The organism is Nocardioides pymetrozini (assembly GCF_046058985.1).
GTDB lineage: Bacteria > Actinomycetota > Actinomycetes > Propionibacteriales > Nocardioidaceae > Nocardioides.
Window position 1 is genome coordinate 2,774,367 of the sequence record NZ_CP175556.1, and the last position, 15,634, is coordinate 2,790,000.

Below are 15,634 nucleotides of genomic sequence, written 5' to 3' on the forward strand. Positions count from 1 at the left end.
CGCGGGGTCGACTCCCTCGGTCATCCACGAGGGCCTGCCGACCCAGCTCCCCGACATCGACCCCGACGAGACCCAGGACTGGATCGACTCGTTCAACGCCCTGGTCGACGAGCGCGGTCGCGAGCGCGCGCGCTACGTCATGCTGCGCCTGCTGGAGCGGGCGCGGGAGGCCCAGGTCGGGGTGCCGGCGCTGCGCAGCACGGACTACATCAACACGATCCCCCCGGAGCGCGAGCCGTGGTTCCCGGGCGACGAGGACACCGAGCGCCGGATCCGCGCGTTCATCCGTTGGAACGCCGCCGTGATGGTGTCCAGCGCCAACCGCAAGGGGCTCGAGGTCGGCGGCCACATCGCGACCTACCAGTCGAGCGCCAGCCTCTACGAGGTCGGCTTCAACCACTTCTTCCGGGGCAAGGACCACCCCGGCGGCGGCGACCAGATCTTCATCCAGGGTCACGCCTCCCCGGGCATCTACGCGCGCGCCTTCCTCGAGGGCCGCCTCTCCGAGGAGCAGCTGTTCCGCTTCCGCCAGGAGGTCCAGCACGGCAAGGGCGCCGGGCTGTCGTCGTACCCGCACCCGCGGCTGATGCCCGACTTCTGGGAGTTCCCGACCGTCTCGATGGGCCTGACCGGGATCAACTCGATCTACCAGGCGCGCTTCAACCGCTACCTGCACAACCGCGGCATCAAGGACACCAGCCAGCAGCACGTCTGGGCCTTCCTCGGCGACGGCGAGATGGCCGAGCCGGAGTCGCTGGGCGCGATCCGCGTCGCCGCGCGCGAGGAGCTCGACAACCTCACCTGGGTGGTCAACTGCAACCTGCAGCAGCTGGACGGCCCGGTCACCGGCAACGGCAAGATCATCCAGGAGCTCGAGGCGAACTTCCGGGGCGCGGGCTGGAACGTCATCAAGGTCATCTGGGGCCGCGAGTGGGACGCCCTGCTGGCCCGCGACGTCGACGGCGTGCTGGTCAACCAGATGAACTCCACGCCCGACGGCGCCTTCCAGACCTTCTCGGTCGAGTCCGGCGCCTACAACCGCGAGCACTTCTTCGGACCCGACCCGCGGCTGCGGGCGATGGTCGAGCACATGACCGACCGGCAGATCGAGAAGCTCCCGCGCGGCGGGCACGACTACCGCAAGGTGTACGCCGCGTTCGACGCGGCCACCAAGCACGTCGGCCAGCCGACGGTCATCCTGGCGCACACGGTCAAGGGCTGGACGATCGACGCCCTCGAGGGCAAGAACGCCACCCACCAGATGAAGAAGCTGACCCAGGACGACCTCAAGAAGTTCCGCGACCGGCTCTACCTGCCGATCAGCGACCGGGACCTCGAGGCGGCCTACGAGGCGACCGGCGCGGCCCCCTTCTTCCACCCGGGCGCGGACTCGCCCGAGATCGAGTACATGCTCGAGCGCCGGCGCCAGCTGGGCGGCTCGCTCCCCCAGCGGGTCGACCGGTCCACTCCGCTCACCCTCCCCGGCGACAGCGTGTACGCCGAGCTGCGGAAGGGCGCCGGCAGCCACAAGGTCGCGACCACCATGGCCGCCGTGCGGCTGCTCAAGGACTGGATGAAGGACCCGGGCATCGGCCAGCGGATCGTCCCGATCGCGCCGGACGAGTACCGCACCTTCGGCATGGACGCGATGTTCCCCTCGGCCAAGGTCTACGACCCGCACGGGCAGCAGTTCGAGTCGGTCGACCGCAACATGCTGCTGCAGTACAAGATGTCCGCTCAGGGCCAGATGCTGCACGAGGGCATCTCGGAGGCCGGCGCGATGGCCTCCGCGATCGCCGCGGGATCGTCGTACGCGACCCACGGCGAGCCGATGATCCCGTTCTACATCTTCTACTCGATGTTCGGCTTCCAGCGCACCGGTGACTCCATCTGGGCGATGGCCGACCAGCTCTCCCGCGGCTTCCTGATCGGAGCGACCGCCGGGCGTACGACGCTCACGGGCGAGGGCCTGCAGCACGCCGACGGCCACTCGCCGCTGCTCGCCGCCACCAACCCGGCGGTCGTGCACTACGACCCGGCCTTCGGCTACGAGGTCGGCCACATCATGCGCTCCGGCCTGGAGCGCATGTACGGCGCCAGCGAGGACCACCCGCGCGGCGAGGACGTCATCTTCTACCTCACCGTCTACAACGAGCCGGTCGCCCAGCCCGCCGAGCCCGAGGGCCTGGACGTGGCCGGGCTGCTCAAGGGGATGTACCGGGTCGCCGAGGTCAGCGGCGATGCGGGCCCGGTGGTCCGCCTCCTCGCCTCCGGCGTCGGCTTCCCGTGGATCGACGAGGCGCGACGGATCCTCGCTGAGGACTGGGGGGTGCGCGCCGAGACCTGGTCCGTCACGTCCTGGAACGAGCTGGCCCGCGACGGCGTGGCCGCCGGGAAGTGGAACCTCCTCCATCCGGGCGAGGAGCACCGGACGCCGTACGTCACCGAGGTGCTCGCCTCCGGTCCGACCGCGCAGGCGCCGGTCGTCGCGGTCTCCGACTACATGACCGCGGTCCCCCTCCAGATCGCCCCCTGGGTGCCGGCCGACTATCACGTCCTCGGCGCCGACGGCTTCGGCTTCGCCGACACCCGCCCGGCCGCGCGTCGCTTCTTCCAGGTGGACGCCGAGTCGGTCGTGGTCCAGGCGCTCGCCGCGCTGGCCGACGCGGGCGAGATCGACCCGGCCCGCGTCAAGGAGGCCGCCGAGCGCTACCGGATCGACGACCCGACGGCCGTCGCCGGAGTGCAGCAGGAGGGCGGCGACGCCTGAGACGTCGCACGCGTCCGACGCGAGGGGCGGTCACAGCCAGCCCGCTGCGACCGCCCCTCGCGTCGTCAGGAGCAACGCGGCCAGGAAGGCGACGTTGACCAGGGTGAAGAGGCGCAGGAAGGTCCCGGAGTCTCCTGGTCGCAGGGCGGCGTACTGGCGCAGGGTGATCAGGCTGGCCAGCGACGCGACGACGGTGCCGACGCCGCCCACATTGACGCCGACGAGCAGCTGGGCGTGCTCGCCGGTGAACGGCGCGGCCAGGATCGCCGTCGGCACGTTGGACAGCACCTGGCTGGCGAGCGCGCTCACGACCAGGGGGTCGCGGTCGAGAAGCTCGGCCATGACGTCCCCGACCGACGGGAGCCGGGCGAGGTTCCCGGCGACGACGAAGAAGAGCGCCAGCGTGGCCATCAGGCCGTAGTCGACCCGGGCCAGCGCGGCGCGGTCCACGACGAGGAGCACCGCGACCACGACGACGCCGGCCGCGACCGGGAGCAGCCGCAGCGCGATGCCCAGGGAGGCGACGAAGAGCAGGAGGTGGAGGGCCGTCGGCCAGCGCGGCACCCGGTCCTCGAAGCGCACCGGGTCGTGCGGCGTACGACGCACGCCGAGGCAGACGGCCGTGACCAGGAGCGCGGAGACGGCGAACGGCAGCGCCATGATCCGCACGAAGTCGCGCGGGTCGAGCGCGTAGAAGTGGTACAGGTACAGGTTCTGCGGGCTGCCGAACGGCGTGAGCATCCCGCCCAGGTTGGCGGCGACGGTCTCCATCACGAACACGAAGGCCAGCAGGTCGTCGTTCCCCGTCGCCCGCAACGCGATCGCCGCCAACGGCAGCAGCGTCAGCAGCGCCATGTCGTTGGTGATCAGCATCGAGGTCACGAGCGTGACCGTCACCAGGCCCAGCACGAGGGAGCGGCGGGTACGCAGGACGCCGATGATGCGCTCGGCCAGCACGCTGAAGAAGTGCGTGTGCTCGAGGGCCCGGACGACCGCCAGCACGCAGAACAGGCAGGTCAGCGTCCGGACGTCGACGTACTCGCGATAGCCGGCGTCGGGCGGGCGCAGCACGCACGACGCGAGGGCGGCCACCGCGGCGACGACGAGGAAGGGCTCACGCCGCGCGACCTCGACGAGACGTGCCCTCACCAGCTCATCAGCGCCGTCCGTCAGGCAGGGGTGACCACGTCGCCGCGATCGTGGCGGGCCTCCGCGGCGGCGACCGCGGCCAGGGGGCCGAGCGGGGCGGAGGCGCCGGCCTTGAGCATCCGGCGGAACCGGGCGCGGTTGTACGCCGCCGGTGCGGTCGTCGAGATGAACTCGTCGAGCAGGCGCACGAACTGGTCGGGGTGGTCCTTGTGGGGGAAGTGGCCGGCGTCGTCGATCACGTCGACGCGCACGTCGGGGGCCAGCATCCGCGCGTTGTCGGCGTGGGAGACCGGGATGACCTGGTCCTGCGCGCCCCACAGCACGGCCATGGGCATCGCCTCGCTGAGGTAGGCGCGGTCCGACATGGTCACGATCTGCCCCCGCCAGTCGATGACGGCCCGCACCAGGTGGCGGATCGCGAACCGGGTGCGCCGGTTCTTCCACGACTCCACGATGTCGGCGACCTCGTCGAGGTCGCGGGTGTATTTGCGCAGCGGCCCGAAGTCGACGTGCGCGGCGACGGCGCGCAGGGCGAAGGTCTCCGCGTGCCGGATGCCCGGGAGCGTGAGCACGCCGACGACGCGGAACCACCCGGGCACCTGGATGAGCTTGATCAGCGGGGTGACCTCGCCGCCGAGGCCGCCGGTGGAGACGAGCATCACCCGCTGGGTGCGCTCCGGGAACTGGTAGGCGAACTGCATCGCCACCCCGCCGCCGAAGCTGTGGCCCACGACCGTCACCTTGTCGATGCCGAGCACCGTCAGCAGGTCGCGCATCCCGTTCGCGTACCCGCCGAGCGTGTAGTCGGCCCGGGGCTTGTCGGAGAGCCCGTGGCCGAGCAGGTCGGGCGCGATCACCGTGTACCTCTCGGCGAGCTGGTCGATCACCCCCGCCCAGGTGGTGTGGTCGCACGCCAGCCCGTGCAGCAGGAGGACGGCCGGCCCCGAGCCCTTCTTGACGTACGCACGGCGCTTGCCGTGCAGCGTGACGTACTGGACGTCGTCGACCCCCACCGACATCGCTGCGCCCCCTCCGCTCGGCTAGCAGAGTGCTTGCTTCTGCTAGCAATGGTGCACGATTCAACCACGCGGACGGGCGCCACGACATCCCCGCCTCCGGATACCGGGCGGACCCGGCCGGGCGGCGGCGCCCTAGGCTGAGGACATGTCCCCCACCGGTTCCGCACAGCGAGCCGAGGCCACGCGGCAGCTGCGCGCCGCGAGCGGCTCCCTCAGCACCGCCGCGACGTCCCGGATGGACGCCGACCTGCCGTGGTTCCGGGACCTGAGCGCCGAGGAGCGCTCCTACGTGGGCATGATCGTCCAGGCCGGCGTGAAGAGCTTCGTGGACTGGTTCGCGGACGGTGGCGGCGCCGATCCCGGGGACCACGCGCTGGTGGGACAGGTGTTCGGCGCGGCGCCGCGCGCCATGGCCGGGACCGTCGACCTGCACCAGACCGTCGACCTCATCAAGCTCACGATCGACGAGGTCGAGGCCAACATCGAGGGGCTCTTGGACCCCGAGGTCCTGCCCGACGTCCACGCCGCCGTGCTCCGCTACGGCCGCGAGGTCGCGTTCGCGACGGCCGAGGTGTACGCCCGCGCAGCCGAGGTCCGCGGCCGCTGGGACGCGCGGCTCGAGGCGCTGGCGGTCGACGCGGTGCTGCGCGCCGAGACCGACGAGGCGGTGCTGTCACGCGCCAGCGCGGTCGGCTGGTCCTCCCGTGGCGAGGTCGCCGTCGTCGTCGGCACGGCCCCGCCCGAGGCGAACGGACCGCAGACCGCGGTCTTCGAGGACGTGCGGCGTGCCGCGAAGGACCGGGGCCTCGACGCCCTCAGCGCGGTCCAGGGACATCTGCTCGTGGTGATCCTGGGCGGCGTGGACCGGCCCGAGAAGGACGCGAGCGCCATCGTCCACCTCTTCGGCGAGGGAGCCGTCGTCGTCGGACCCACCGCCACCGACCTCGCCCACGCCCACGCCTCGGCCCGGGTCGCCCTCGACGCGCTGCGCGCCGCGGTCGGCTGGCCCGACGCACCCCGCCCCGTCTCGGCGCACGACCTGCTCCCCGAGCGGATCCTCGCCGGCGACGCCCTGGCCCGGACGGAGGCCGTCGAGGACCTGTACCGTCCGCTCGCGGAGTCCCGCGGGGAGCTGGTCGAGACGCTGGTGGCCTACTTCGCCAACGGTGCCGGCATCGAGGCGACCGCCCGCTCCCTGTTCGTGCACGCCAACACGGTGCGCTACCGACTCGGCCAGATCGCCGACCTCACCGGCCTGACCCCCTCGGTCCCCCGCGACGCCCTCACCCTCCAGCTGGCCCTGGTGCTGGGCCGGCAGGCCGGGGCTGCCTGACCGCTCCCCCGCACGTTCTCCACAGCGCCCTTTGGTCACAGACCGCACGTCCGGCCGCGGAGATCACGGGGTTTGGTCCCAAACCGCATCATTTCTCGCCGGACCCGGCCGGTTCCTCCACAGGCGGCCTCGCTCTCCGAGGCGCCTCTCGACATCCGACACGCTCGGCCCACGAGACTTGTAGGGGTTCCACAAGCCCGCGCGGACATCTTCGTGGAGGGTGCAGGCGCGATCCGGAGCACCCGGACGGCAGGCTGGGGACGTGCTCGTGATCGTGGCCCCCGGACAAGGCGCGCAGACCCCTGGCTTCCTCAGCCCCTGGCTGGCGGAGCCCTCCGTCGCGGCGTACGCCGACTGGCTCTCGGCCGTCGCGGGGCTCGACCTGGTGCACTACGGCACCGAGGCCGACGAGGAGACCATCCGCGACACGAAGATCGCGCAGCCGCTGCTGGTGGCCGCCGGGCTGGTCGCGGCAGGGCAGCTGGCCGCCGCCCCCGACGCGGTCGCCGGCCACAGCGTGGGCGAGATCACCGCCGCCGTCGGAGCCGGCGTGCTGTCCGCGGAGCAGGCGATGGTCCTGGTCCGCGAGCGCGGCAACGCCATGGCGGATGCCGCCGCCGTCACCCCGACCGGGATGACCGCCGTCCTCGGCGGGGACCGCGACGAGGTCCGCGCCGCGATCGCCGCCCACGGCCTGACCGCGTCCAACGACAACGGTCCCGGCCAGATCGTCGCAGGCGGGACGATGGAGCAGCTCGCGGCGTTCGCCGACGCCGCTCCGAAGGGCGCCCGGCTGCGGCCGCTGTCGGTCGCCGGGGCCTTCCACTCCCCGCACATGGCGCCGGCCGTCGACCACGTCGCCGGCCTCGCGCGGGCGGTGGCGGCCGACGCGGCGCACACGCGCTTCCTCACCAACGCCGACGGCAGCGTGCTCCACGACGGCCGGGAGGTGCTCGACCGGATCGTCGGCCAGATCGCCCGACCGGTGCGGTGGGACCTGTGCCTGGAGACGATGGCCGAGCTCGGTGTCACCGGCATCCTCGAGCTCCCGCCGGCCGGCACGCTGACCGGCATCGCCAAGCGCTACTTCCGCGGCCGCGACATGGACGTCGAGACCTTCGCCCTCACCGGGCCCGACCAGCTCGACGAGGCCCGTGCGTTCTGCGGTCGGCACGCCACGGCTGCCGGGGCCACCGGCGAGGGCGCCGGGGAGCGCACTGCCGAGACGGTGTCGGCATGACGACGCTGCGCACCGAGTCCGGGCCGACGTACGCCGGCGTGCTCGGCGTCGGCGCATACCGCCCCTCCCGCCTGGTCCCCAACTCCGAGGTGGTCGACGCGATCGACTCCAGCGACGAGTGGATCCAGCAGCGCTCGGGCATCAGGACCCGGCGCTTCGCCACCGACGAGGAGACGGTGGTCTCGATGAGCGTGGCGGCTGCACGACAGGCCCTCGACGCCGCCGGCGTCGACGCGCGGCAGGTCGACTGCGTCATCGTCGCCACGGTGAGCCACCTGCTGCAGACGCCGTCGGCGGCGACCGCGATCGCCCACGAGCTCGGCACCGACCAGGCCGCCGCCTTCGACATCTCCGCGGCCTGCGCCGGCTTCTGTCACGGCGTCGCGCTGGCCAACGACATGGTCCGCGGCGGCAGCGCGGGCTACGCGCTCGTCATCGGCGTCGAGCGTCTCTCCGACATCACCGACCCGACCGACCGGGGCACGGCGTTCATCTTCGCCGACGGCGCCGGCGCGGTCGTCGTGGGCCCGTCGGAGACGCCGGGCATCGGCCCGGTCGTGTGGGGCTCCGACGGTGAGCACTACGACCACATCCGCACGCCCGACTGGCGCGACATCCTCGCCTCCGGTGAGATGAAGATGCCGTGTCTCTCGATGAAGGGCAACGAGGTCTTCCGCTGGGCGTCGTACGGCATGGCCAAGGTCGCCCAGCAGGCGCTCGACCGCGCAGGCGTCTCCGTCGACGAGCTCGACTGCTTCATCCCGCACCAGGCCAACAACCGGATCACCGACGCCATGGCGCGCGCCCTGAAGCTGCCCGACACGGTGAAGATCGCCCGGGACATCATCGACGCCGGCAACACCTCCGCCGCCTCGGTCCCGATGGCCCTCCAGCGCATGATCGACGAGGGCGACGCGAAGAGCGGCGACACGGCGCTCCTCATCGCCTTCGGCGCCGGCCTCGCGTACGCCGCCCAGGTCGTCGTCGTCCCCTGACGGACGGCACGTCCGGCCCCTGATTTGCACCACCCGGCACCACCCACCAACCACGGGAGAACAAGAAGAATGAGCACCGAAGAGATCCGCGCCGCCCTCGCCGAGATCGTCAACGAGGTCGCCGGCATTCCGGCCGACAGCGTGCAGCTGGACAAGTCGTTCAGCGACGACCTGGACGTCGACTCGCTCTCGATGGTCGAGGTCGTCGTCGAGGCCGAGGAGAAGTTCGGCGTCACCATCCCCGACGACGAGGTCAAGAACCTCAAGACCGTCGGCGACGCCGTCGCCTACATCGAGCGCAACCGCGCGGCCTGACCTGACTCACGAAGGAGACCGACAGCCATGTCCCGCACTCGTGTCGTCGTGACCGGCCTGGGCACCACCAGCCCGCTCGGCGGCGATGTCGCCAGCACCTGGGAGGGCCTGCTCGCCGGTCGCTCGGGGGTTCGCCCCCTCGGCGACATGGCTGACGGTCTCCCCGTGACGATCGGCGCCCCGGCCGCCGTCGACCCCACCGAGGTCCTCGACCGCGTCGTCGCCCGCCGGCTCGACCGCTCCTCGCAGCTCGCCCTCGTGGCGGCGCTCGAGGCATGGTCGGACTCCGGGCTCGACACCGCGCAGGAGACCGGTGACCTCGACGGCGACCGGTTCGGCGTCGCCTTCGCCTCCGGCATCGGCGGCGTCCACACGCTGCTGTCCAACCACGAGGTCCTGCTCGAGAAGGGACCGCGGCGGGTCTCCCCGATCTCGGTGCCCATGTTGATGGCCAACGCCCCCGCCGCGACGATCAGCCTCAAGCTCGGCGCCCGGGGCCCCGTCAACACGCCGGTCTCGGCCTGCGCGTCCGGCAACGAGGCGGTCTCCCTGGCCGCCGACCAGATCCGGCTCGGCCGGGTCGACGTGGCGATCGCCGGCGGCACGGAGGCGGCCATCCACCCGCTCCCGATCGCGGCGTTCGCGAACATGATGGCGCTGTCGAAGAACGACGGCGACCCGACCACGGTCTCCCGCCCCTTCGACGTGGCGCGCGACGGCTTCGTCCTCGGCGAGGGCGCCGGCGCGCTCGTCCTCGAGTCGCTGGAGCACGCCCAGGCCCGCGGCGCGCGGATCTATGCCGAGGTCCTGGGCACCGGCATCACCGCCGACGCCCACGACATCGCGCAGCCGGACCCGGCCGGTCGCGGCGGCGCGCGCGCGATCCGTGCGGCCGTCCAGGACGCCGGAGTCGCGCCGAGCGACATCGCGCACGTCAACGCGCACGCGACGTCCACGCCGCAGGGCGACGTCGCCGAGTCGCTGATGCTGCACGCCGTGCTGGGTGCGGCCGCCAACGACCTGGTCGTCTCCGCGACGAAGTCGATGACCGGTCACCTGCTCGGCGGCGCGGGAGCGCTCGAGGCGGTCGCCACGGTGCTCGCGATCCACCACCGCACGGCCCCTCCGACCATCAACCTCGACCAGCAGGACGAGCGGGTCGAGCTCGACGTCGCCACCAAGCCGCGCGACCTGCCGATCGGCGACATCGCCGCCATCAACAACTCCTTCGGGTTCGGTGGCGCGAACGTCGCGGTGGTCTTCGGCTCGCCGTCCTGATCCCGAGCTCCGTCGACGGCCCGCCGCGGCCGTCCAGCGCCTCGCGCGCTCCTCGTTCCAGGGCCGTTGGAACACCTCCCGTCCAGCGGCCCTGACCACCCATCGCTCCCACGCAGATCGCCCCGGCTCGGGAACCGAGCCGGGGCGATCTGGTGTCGGAGGAGGAGTCGTCAGACGACCTGGTGGAGCCAGCGGACGGGGGCGCCCTCGCCGGCGTGCCGGAAGGTCTCCAGCTCGTCGTCCCAGGGCTTGCCCAGGAGCTTGTCGATCTCGTTCTCGAGGGTGACCTCGCCCAGCGCGGCCCGCACCACGGACGCCTTGAGGCGGTCCTCGGGGATCATGATGTCGCCGTGCAGGCCCATCACCGCGTGGAAGACGCCCAGGTCGGGGGTGTAGGAGAAGCGCGCGCCCTCCGTGGAGGAGGTCGGCTCCTCGGTGACCTCGAACCGCAGGTGGTTCCACCCGCGCAGGGCGGAGGCCATCTCCGCGGCGGCGCCGACCTTGCCGGTCCACGAGAACTCGCAGCGGTAGGTGCCCGACTGCGCCGGCTGCGGCGTCCAGTCGGGGCTGACGGGCACGCCGAGGACGCCGCCCACGGCCCACTCGATGTGCGGGCACAGCGCGGACGGCGCGGAGTGGACGTAGAACACGCCCCTGGTTGCACTCATGCTTCCGGTCACCACGAACCCTCGCTTCCTCCTACCTCCGGCGCGAGATACGCCTTCCCCAGCGGTCTCAACGGAGGTGTCGAGGTCGCGAAGCGCGTGCGGGCACGGTCGCTTGCGTGACACCTGTGATGTTGTGCTCCCATTGTGGCCCATGGGACCGCCGGACACCAGCGCTTGCGTCGCGTGTCTGTATGCCGTCGGTCTCGATGTCGTCGGTCTCGATGTCGTCGGTCTCGATGCCGTCGGTCTCGCGCGTCACCACGCGGCCGCGGTCAGGCGCCGAGCGCGAGCAGCTCGTCCATCACCTTCATGGCGATCCCGAGGCCGCCGAGATGGCTCTCGCCGTCGATGGTCGTCATCGTCGCGTCCGGGAGGCGGTCCACGCAGTGCTGGCCGTGCCGGAAGGGCACGATGTGGTCGTCGTCGCCGTGCCACCAGCGCACCGGCACGCGCACGTCGGCCAGGTCGAAGCCCCACGGGCGCGTGAACAGGAGCAGGTCGGCCAGGGGCGCGGAGGTCTGGAAGCGGCTGCCGTTGAGCAGGTCGTCGAGGAACATCGCCTTGAACTCCGGACGACCGAGCAGGTTCCGGTCCCCCGGCGGCTGGACGGCGGCATAGAGGTCGAGAGCGGGCCCCGCCAGCGGACGCACGGTCCGGATGGCGCCGGTGAGGGCGACTCCCAACGGCACCCGCGTCGCGGCCAGCAGCGGTGCCGCGTGCACGGCCAGGCGGATGATGCCGCCCTCCGCGGCGTCCGGCCCCCGCGTGGGCGCGACACCGCCGAGCACGCCGACGCCGCGCACCCGCTCCGGCAGCGCGGCACCCGCGGCGAGCGCATAGGGGCCGCCCCCGGAGAGCCCGATGACGCGCAGGCTGTCCACCGCGAGTGCGTCGAGCAGCAGGACAAGGTCCTCGGTCCAGTCGAGCAGGTCGGGATACAGGTACGGCGTCGACGACCCGATGCCCGGGCGGTCGATGCCGATGATCCGGACGCCGGCCTCCTCGGCGTACGCACGGGCGTCGACCGGGATCTGCCGTCGCGCACCCGGCGTCCCGTGCATCCAGACGATCGCGGGCCCTCGGGGCGAGCCGTACTCCGCGAAGCTGAGCCGGCGCCCGTCGCGGACGGCGACGCTGCCCTCGAGCGTGGGCCGCTTGGGCTGCTCGGGAATGCGCGGAGCGGGGAACGTCATGCGCAGGAGTGTGACAGGTCCGGCGCGGCCCCCTCGGGGTGTCCTACGCTTCGGCCATGACCGACGGAGGACCCGTGCCCAGCACCGCGCCCGCCCCCGGCCGGCGTCGCGCCGAGCGGCCACCGCGCCGCCGCTCCGGTGCCCTCGGCGCCCCGCGCGTGCCCCGTCCTTCCTTCCGGTCCCGCGGCTGGCGGATCACCGGCCTCGTGGTCGCCCTGGCGCTCGCGGTCGGCTGGCTGGTCTGGTACGCGACCACGCCCGAGGACCTGCCCGTGACCGAGAAGGTGCTCAACGCCAACGGCGTCGTGGGGACTCCCCTGTACGTCGGGATGTTCGCGGTGCCGTCCGACTTCGGACGGACCCTGCGCGTGGCGGGCGTCAAGGTGCACACCACCAGCGACGTCGAGCTCGAGGTCACCCCCCTGCTGTGCCGCCGCGGCACCGTGGGCGTCACGACCGAGCCGGACCAGTTCTGCGCCGACCTCGTGGACCCGGAGGGCGAGCGACTGGTCGCCGGCGACTCGATCGTGGTCCGGGTCGAGTCGGAGACGGCCGCGCTCGCCGTCGTCGACCGGGTCCGGATCGCCTACCGGGAGGACATCCGCTGGGACACCCAGCCGGCCGGCAACCAGCAGGCGATCGTCACGATCGCCGGCCGCCCGTAGCCGAGCGGCGCGGCATCCTCAGTCGCGCTCGATCCGCCTCTCCAGCGCCTCCGCGCGCTCGGCCGCGTCGGTGATCTCCTCGGCGTCGATCGCGTTGGTCTTGTGGAACCAGGTCAGGGCGTCGTTGAGTCGTCCCGCCTCCTCCAAGGTGTCCGCATACGCGTAGCGCAGCCGGACCACCCACGGCTCGCGGGTCTTGGTGTTGAGCGGCGAGACCTCGAGCGTGCGCAGCGCGGCGTCGATCTGGCCCAGGTCGCGCCGCGCGCCCGCCTCCACCAGCGTCATCTCCGCCTTGGCCGCGGGGACGAACTTCACGACCGACGGGCTCTTCGCGAGCTCGAGGGCTCGGGTGGGGTTGCCCAGCGCGCGGTGGCAGTCCGCCATGATCGGCAGATAGGCCGTGGCCCCGTTCATGCGCTTGGCCGCCCGGAGCTCGGAGAGCGCCTCCGCGTAGTGACCCGCGGCGTACGCCGCCTCGCCGACCGCCTCCCGCACGACCGCGATCCGCGGAGCCCGGGCCTTGGCCGCCAGCGTGTGCTGGTAGGCGGTCTCGGCATCGACGTCGACGAGCTGACCGGCCGCGGCCAGATGGCGCGCCACGCGCGCGGCGAGCTTCTCGGGCAGCCCCTTCAGGTGCGCGCGGACCGAGGCGCTCAGTTCCGCCCCGGTCACGTCCTCGGGCAGCGGCGGGCCGTCGTACAGGGCCTGCTTCTCGGACCGCTCAGCAGGCTCAGAACGTCCGGCGCGGGACGAGCGATCGGAGTCCGGGCGCGGCCCGCGGCGCTTGTCGGCAGCGGGCTTGCCGCCCCGACCAGCGGGCTTGCGGTCGCCCGCGGCGGCCCTGCGCTCACCGGACGGCTTGCGGTCGTAGTGCTTGCGGTCCTCGCCGCCACGGCTCGCACCGCCCCGGCCGCCGGACCCGGACCGGGCCGTTCCTCCCTGTCGGGGGCCGCCCTTCCGGGGTGCGCCCGCGCCGTCACGACGGCCACGCTGGTCTGCCACGTCAGTCTCCTGGGACTCGAGATCGCTATTGAGGAATCTAGGTGCAAAAGGCAGTAGGGGCCACCTCACGAGGTGGCCCCTACTGGAATGTTTGTCCGGCGGCGTCCTACTCTCCCACATCCTCTCGGTTGCAGTACCATCGGCGCTGGCAGGCTTAACTTCCGGGTTCGGGATGGGACCGGGTGTTTCCCTGCCGCTATGGCCGCCGTAACTCTATGAACCCCCACATTGGCCCGTGGTGCCCACAACGAGTGTGGGTACGGGTGGGGGTTGGTCTTCATCGTGGACGCGCAGCACCAATCACAACTGGTGTTGTTTGGTGTTGTTGGGTGTGTAAGTGGTTTGTTGTGGCAAGTCTTCGGCCTATTAGTACCGGTCGGCTGGGCATTACTGCTGTACACCTCCGGCCTATCAACCCAGTGTTCTGCTGGGGGCCTTAACCCACAAAGGGGTGGGAAACCTCATCTTGAAACGTGCTTCCCGCTTAGATGCGTTCAGCGGTTATCACTTCCGAACGTAGCCAACCAGCCATGCACCTGGCGGTACAACTGGCACACCAGAGGTTCGTCCATCCCGGTCCTCTCGTACTAGGGACAGCCTTTCTCAAGTTTCCTACGCGCGCGGCGGATAGGGACCGAACTGTCTCACGACGTTCTAAACCCAGCTCGCGTGCCGCTTTAATGGGCGAACAGCCCAACCCTTGGGACCTACTCCAGCCCCAGGATGCGACGAGCCGACATCGAGGTGCCAAACCATCCCGTCGATATGGACTCTTGGGGAAGATCAGCCTGTTATCCCCGGGGTACCTTTTATCCGTTGAGCGACCACGCTTCCACTCGCAGTGGCCGGATCACTAGTTCCGACTTTCGTCCCTGCTCGACATGTCTGTCTCACAGTCAAGCTCCCTTGTGCACTTACACTCAACACCTGATTGCCAACCAGGCTGAGGGAACCTTTGAGCGCCTCCGTTACATTTTGGGAGGCAACCGCCCCAGTTAAACTACCCATCAGGCACTGTCCCTGAACCAGATCATGGCCCTAGGTTAGACATCTAGTACGACCAGAGTGGTATTTCAACGATGACTCCACCCCAACTGGCGTCGAGGCTTCACAGTCTCCCACCTATCCTACACAAGCCGAACCAAACACCAATGCCAAACTATAGTAAAGGTCCCGGGGTCTTTCCGTCCTGCCGCGCGTAACGAGCATCTTTACTCGTAGTGCAATTTCGCCGAGTCCATGGTTGAGACAGTAGGAAAGTCGTTACTCCATTCGTGCAGGTCGGAACTTACCCGACAAGGAATTTCGCTACCTTAGGATGGTTATAGTTACCACCGCCGTTTACTGGGGCTTAAATTCTGAGCTTCGACTTGACGTCTAACCCGTCCTCTTAACCTTCCAGCACCGGGCAGGAGTCAGTCCGTATACATCGTCTTACAACTTCGCACGGACCTGTGTTTTTAGTAAACAGTCGCTTTCCCCTGGTCTCTGCGGCCTCCTGTGCTTCCCCCAGCAAGTGGGTTCACACATCGGGCCCCCCTTATCCCTAAGTTACGGGGGCATTTTGCCGAGTTCCTTAACCATGGTTGTCTCGATCGCCTCGGTATTCTCTACCTGATCACCTGAGTCGGTTTCGGGTACGGGCGGCTCATGGCTCGCTAGAGGTTTTTCTCGACAGCATAGGATCACCCACTTCGGCCATACGGCCTCGGCATCACATCTCAGACTCACCCACCCAAGGGCTGCGACCCGGATTTGCCTAGGCCACGTCCTACATGCTTACCCGCCGTCTACCATCGCGGCGGTTGGGCTACCTTCCTGTGTCACCCCATCGCTTGACTACTACCGGATCGGATCCCACGCTCCACACAACCGCCTCACCCCGAAGGGATCGGTCAGCTGCGCTTCGGGTGGTTAGCATCACCGGGCTCGTCATGGGCGCCATTTCGCCGGTACGGGAATATCAACCCGTTGTCCATCGACTACGCCTGTCGGCCTCGCCTTAGG

Annotated in this window: 12 protein-coding genes and 2 rRNA genes (1 of these 14 running past the window's edge); 7 read left to right on the top strand and 7 right to left on the bottom strand. The window is 70.5% G+C overall.

Annotated features, from left to right (window positions below; translation table 11 throughout):
* The first annotated feature begins 22 nt into the window (after window positions 1-22).
* Window positions 23-2,770: a pyruvate dehydrogenase (acetyl-transferring), homodimeric type gene (gene aceE, locus ACJ5H2_RS13665; protein WP_408899637.1), complete on the top strand. Its 2,748-nt coding sequence runs from the start codon at window positions 23-25 to the stop codon at window positions 2,768-2,770.
* A gap of 30 nt (window positions 2,771-2,800) precedes the next feature.
* On the opposite strand, the gene ACJ5H2_RS13670 is transcribed toward aceE, so the two are convergent.
* Both ACJ5H2_RS13670 and ACJ5H2_RS13675 read right to left on the bottom strand, forming a co-directional pair.
* On the bottom strand, window positions 2,801-3,919 hold the full coding sequence (locus ACJ5H2_RS13670) for an SLC13 family permease (protein WP_408895959.1): 1,119 nt from the start codon (window positions 3,917-3,919) through the stop codon (window positions 2,801-2,803).
* 20 nt (window positions 3,920-3,939) lie between these two features.
* Window positions 3,940-4,938, bottom strand: a complete 999-nt coding sequence (locus ACJ5H2_RS13675) for an alpha/beta fold hydrolase (protein WP_408895960.1) — start codon at window positions 4,936-4,938, stop codon at window positions 3,940-3,942.
* A gap of 145 nt (window positions 4,939-5,083) precedes the next feature.
* Between ACJ5H2_RS13675 and ACJ5H2_RS13680 the strand changes: the two genes are divergently transcribed.
* The 5 genes from ACJ5H2_RS13680 (at window position 5,084) to ACJ5H2_RS13700 (ending at window position 10,099) form a co-directional block, all read left to right on the top strand.
* A complete protein-coding gene (locus ACJ5H2_RS13680; RefSeq protein ID WP_408895961.1) occupies window positions 5,084-6,271 on the top strand; it encodes a PucR family transcriptional regulator in 1,188 nt (395 codons plus the stop codon).
* A gap of 262 nt (window positions 6,272-6,533) precedes the next feature.
* Window positions 6,534-7,511, top strand: a complete 978-nt coding sequence (locus ACJ5H2_RS13685) for an ACP S-malonyltransferase (RefSeq protein WP_408895962.1) — start codon at window positions 6,534-6,536, stop codon at window positions 7,509-7,511.
* Window positions 7,508-8,506 carry a beta-ketoacyl-ACP synthase III gene (locus ACJ5H2_RS13690; RefSeq protein WP_408895963.1) on the top strand — a complete coding sequence of 333 codons (999 nt, stop codon included), beginning with the start codon at window positions 7,508-7,510 and terminating at the stop codon, window positions 8,504-8,506. The genes ACJ5H2_RS13685 and ACJ5H2_RS13690 overlap by 4 nt, the downstream gene beginning before the upstream one ends.
* A gap of 69 nt (window positions 8,507-8,575) precedes the next feature.
* Window positions 8,576-8,821, top strand: coding sequence for an acyl carrier protein (locus ACJ5H2_RS13695; RefSeq protein WP_141799363.1), 246 nt, complete (start codon window positions 8,576-8,578; stop codon window positions 8,819-8,821).
* A 27-nt stretch (window positions 8,822-8,848) separates the two neighbouring features.
* On the top strand, window positions 8,849-10,099 hold the full coding sequence (locus ACJ5H2_RS13700; RefSeq protein ID WP_408895964.1) for a beta-ketoacyl-[acyl-carrier-protein] synthase family protein: 1,251 nt from the start codon (window positions 8,849-8,851) through the stop codon (window positions 10,097-10,099).
* A gap of 170 nt (window positions 10,100-10,269) precedes the next feature.
* On the opposite strand, the gene ACJ5H2_RS13705 is transcribed toward ACJ5H2_RS13700, so the two are convergent.
* Window positions 10,270-10,767 carry a DUF3145 domain-containing protein gene (locus tag ACJ5H2_RS13705; RefSeq protein ID WP_408895965.1) on the bottom strand — a complete coding sequence of 166 codons (498 nt, stop codon included), beginning with the start codon at window positions 10,765-10,767 and terminating at the stop codon, window positions 10,270-10,272.
* A gap of 272 nt (window positions 10,768-11,039) precedes the next feature.
* The gene (locus ACJ5H2_RS13710; RefSeq protein ID WP_408895966.1) at window positions 11,040-11,960 is read right to left on the bottom strand and encodes an alpha/beta fold hydrolase; all 921 of its coding nucleotides are present in this window, start codon (window positions 11,958-11,960) and stop codon (window positions 11,040-11,042) included.
* Between the two features lie 56 nt (window positions 11,961-12,016).
* Here ACJ5H2_RS13710 and ACJ5H2_RS13715 point away from each other — a divergent pair, with 56 nt between their 5' ends.
* Window positions 12,017-12,625: a hypothetical protein gene (locus tag ACJ5H2_RS13715; RefSeq protein ID WP_408895967.1), complete on the top strand. Its 609-nt coding sequence runs from the start codon at window positions 12,017-12,019 to the stop codon at window positions 12,623-12,625.
* An 18-nt stretch (window positions 12,626-12,643) separates the two neighbouring features.
* Here ACJ5H2_RS13715 and ACJ5H2_RS13720 read toward each other — a convergent pair whose 3' ends face one another.
* From ACJ5H2_RS13720 to ACJ5H2_RS13730, 3 genes are all read right to left on the bottom strand, one after another.
* Complete coding sequence (locus ACJ5H2_RS13720; protein ID WP_408895968.1) at window positions 12,644-13,627, bottom strand: tetratricopeptide repeat protein; 984 nt, start codon at window positions 13,625-13,627, stop codon at window positions 12,644-12,646.
* 93 nt (window positions 13,628-13,720) lie between these two features.
* Window positions 13,721-13,837 (bottom strand): 5S ribosomal RNA (gene rrf, locus ACJ5H2_RS13725).
* 136 nt (window positions 13,838-13,973) lie between these two features.
* Window positions 13,974-15,634: ribosomal RNA gene (locus tag ACJ5H2_RS13730) — 23S ribosomal RNA — on the bottom strand; it runs 1,465 nt beyond the window's last position.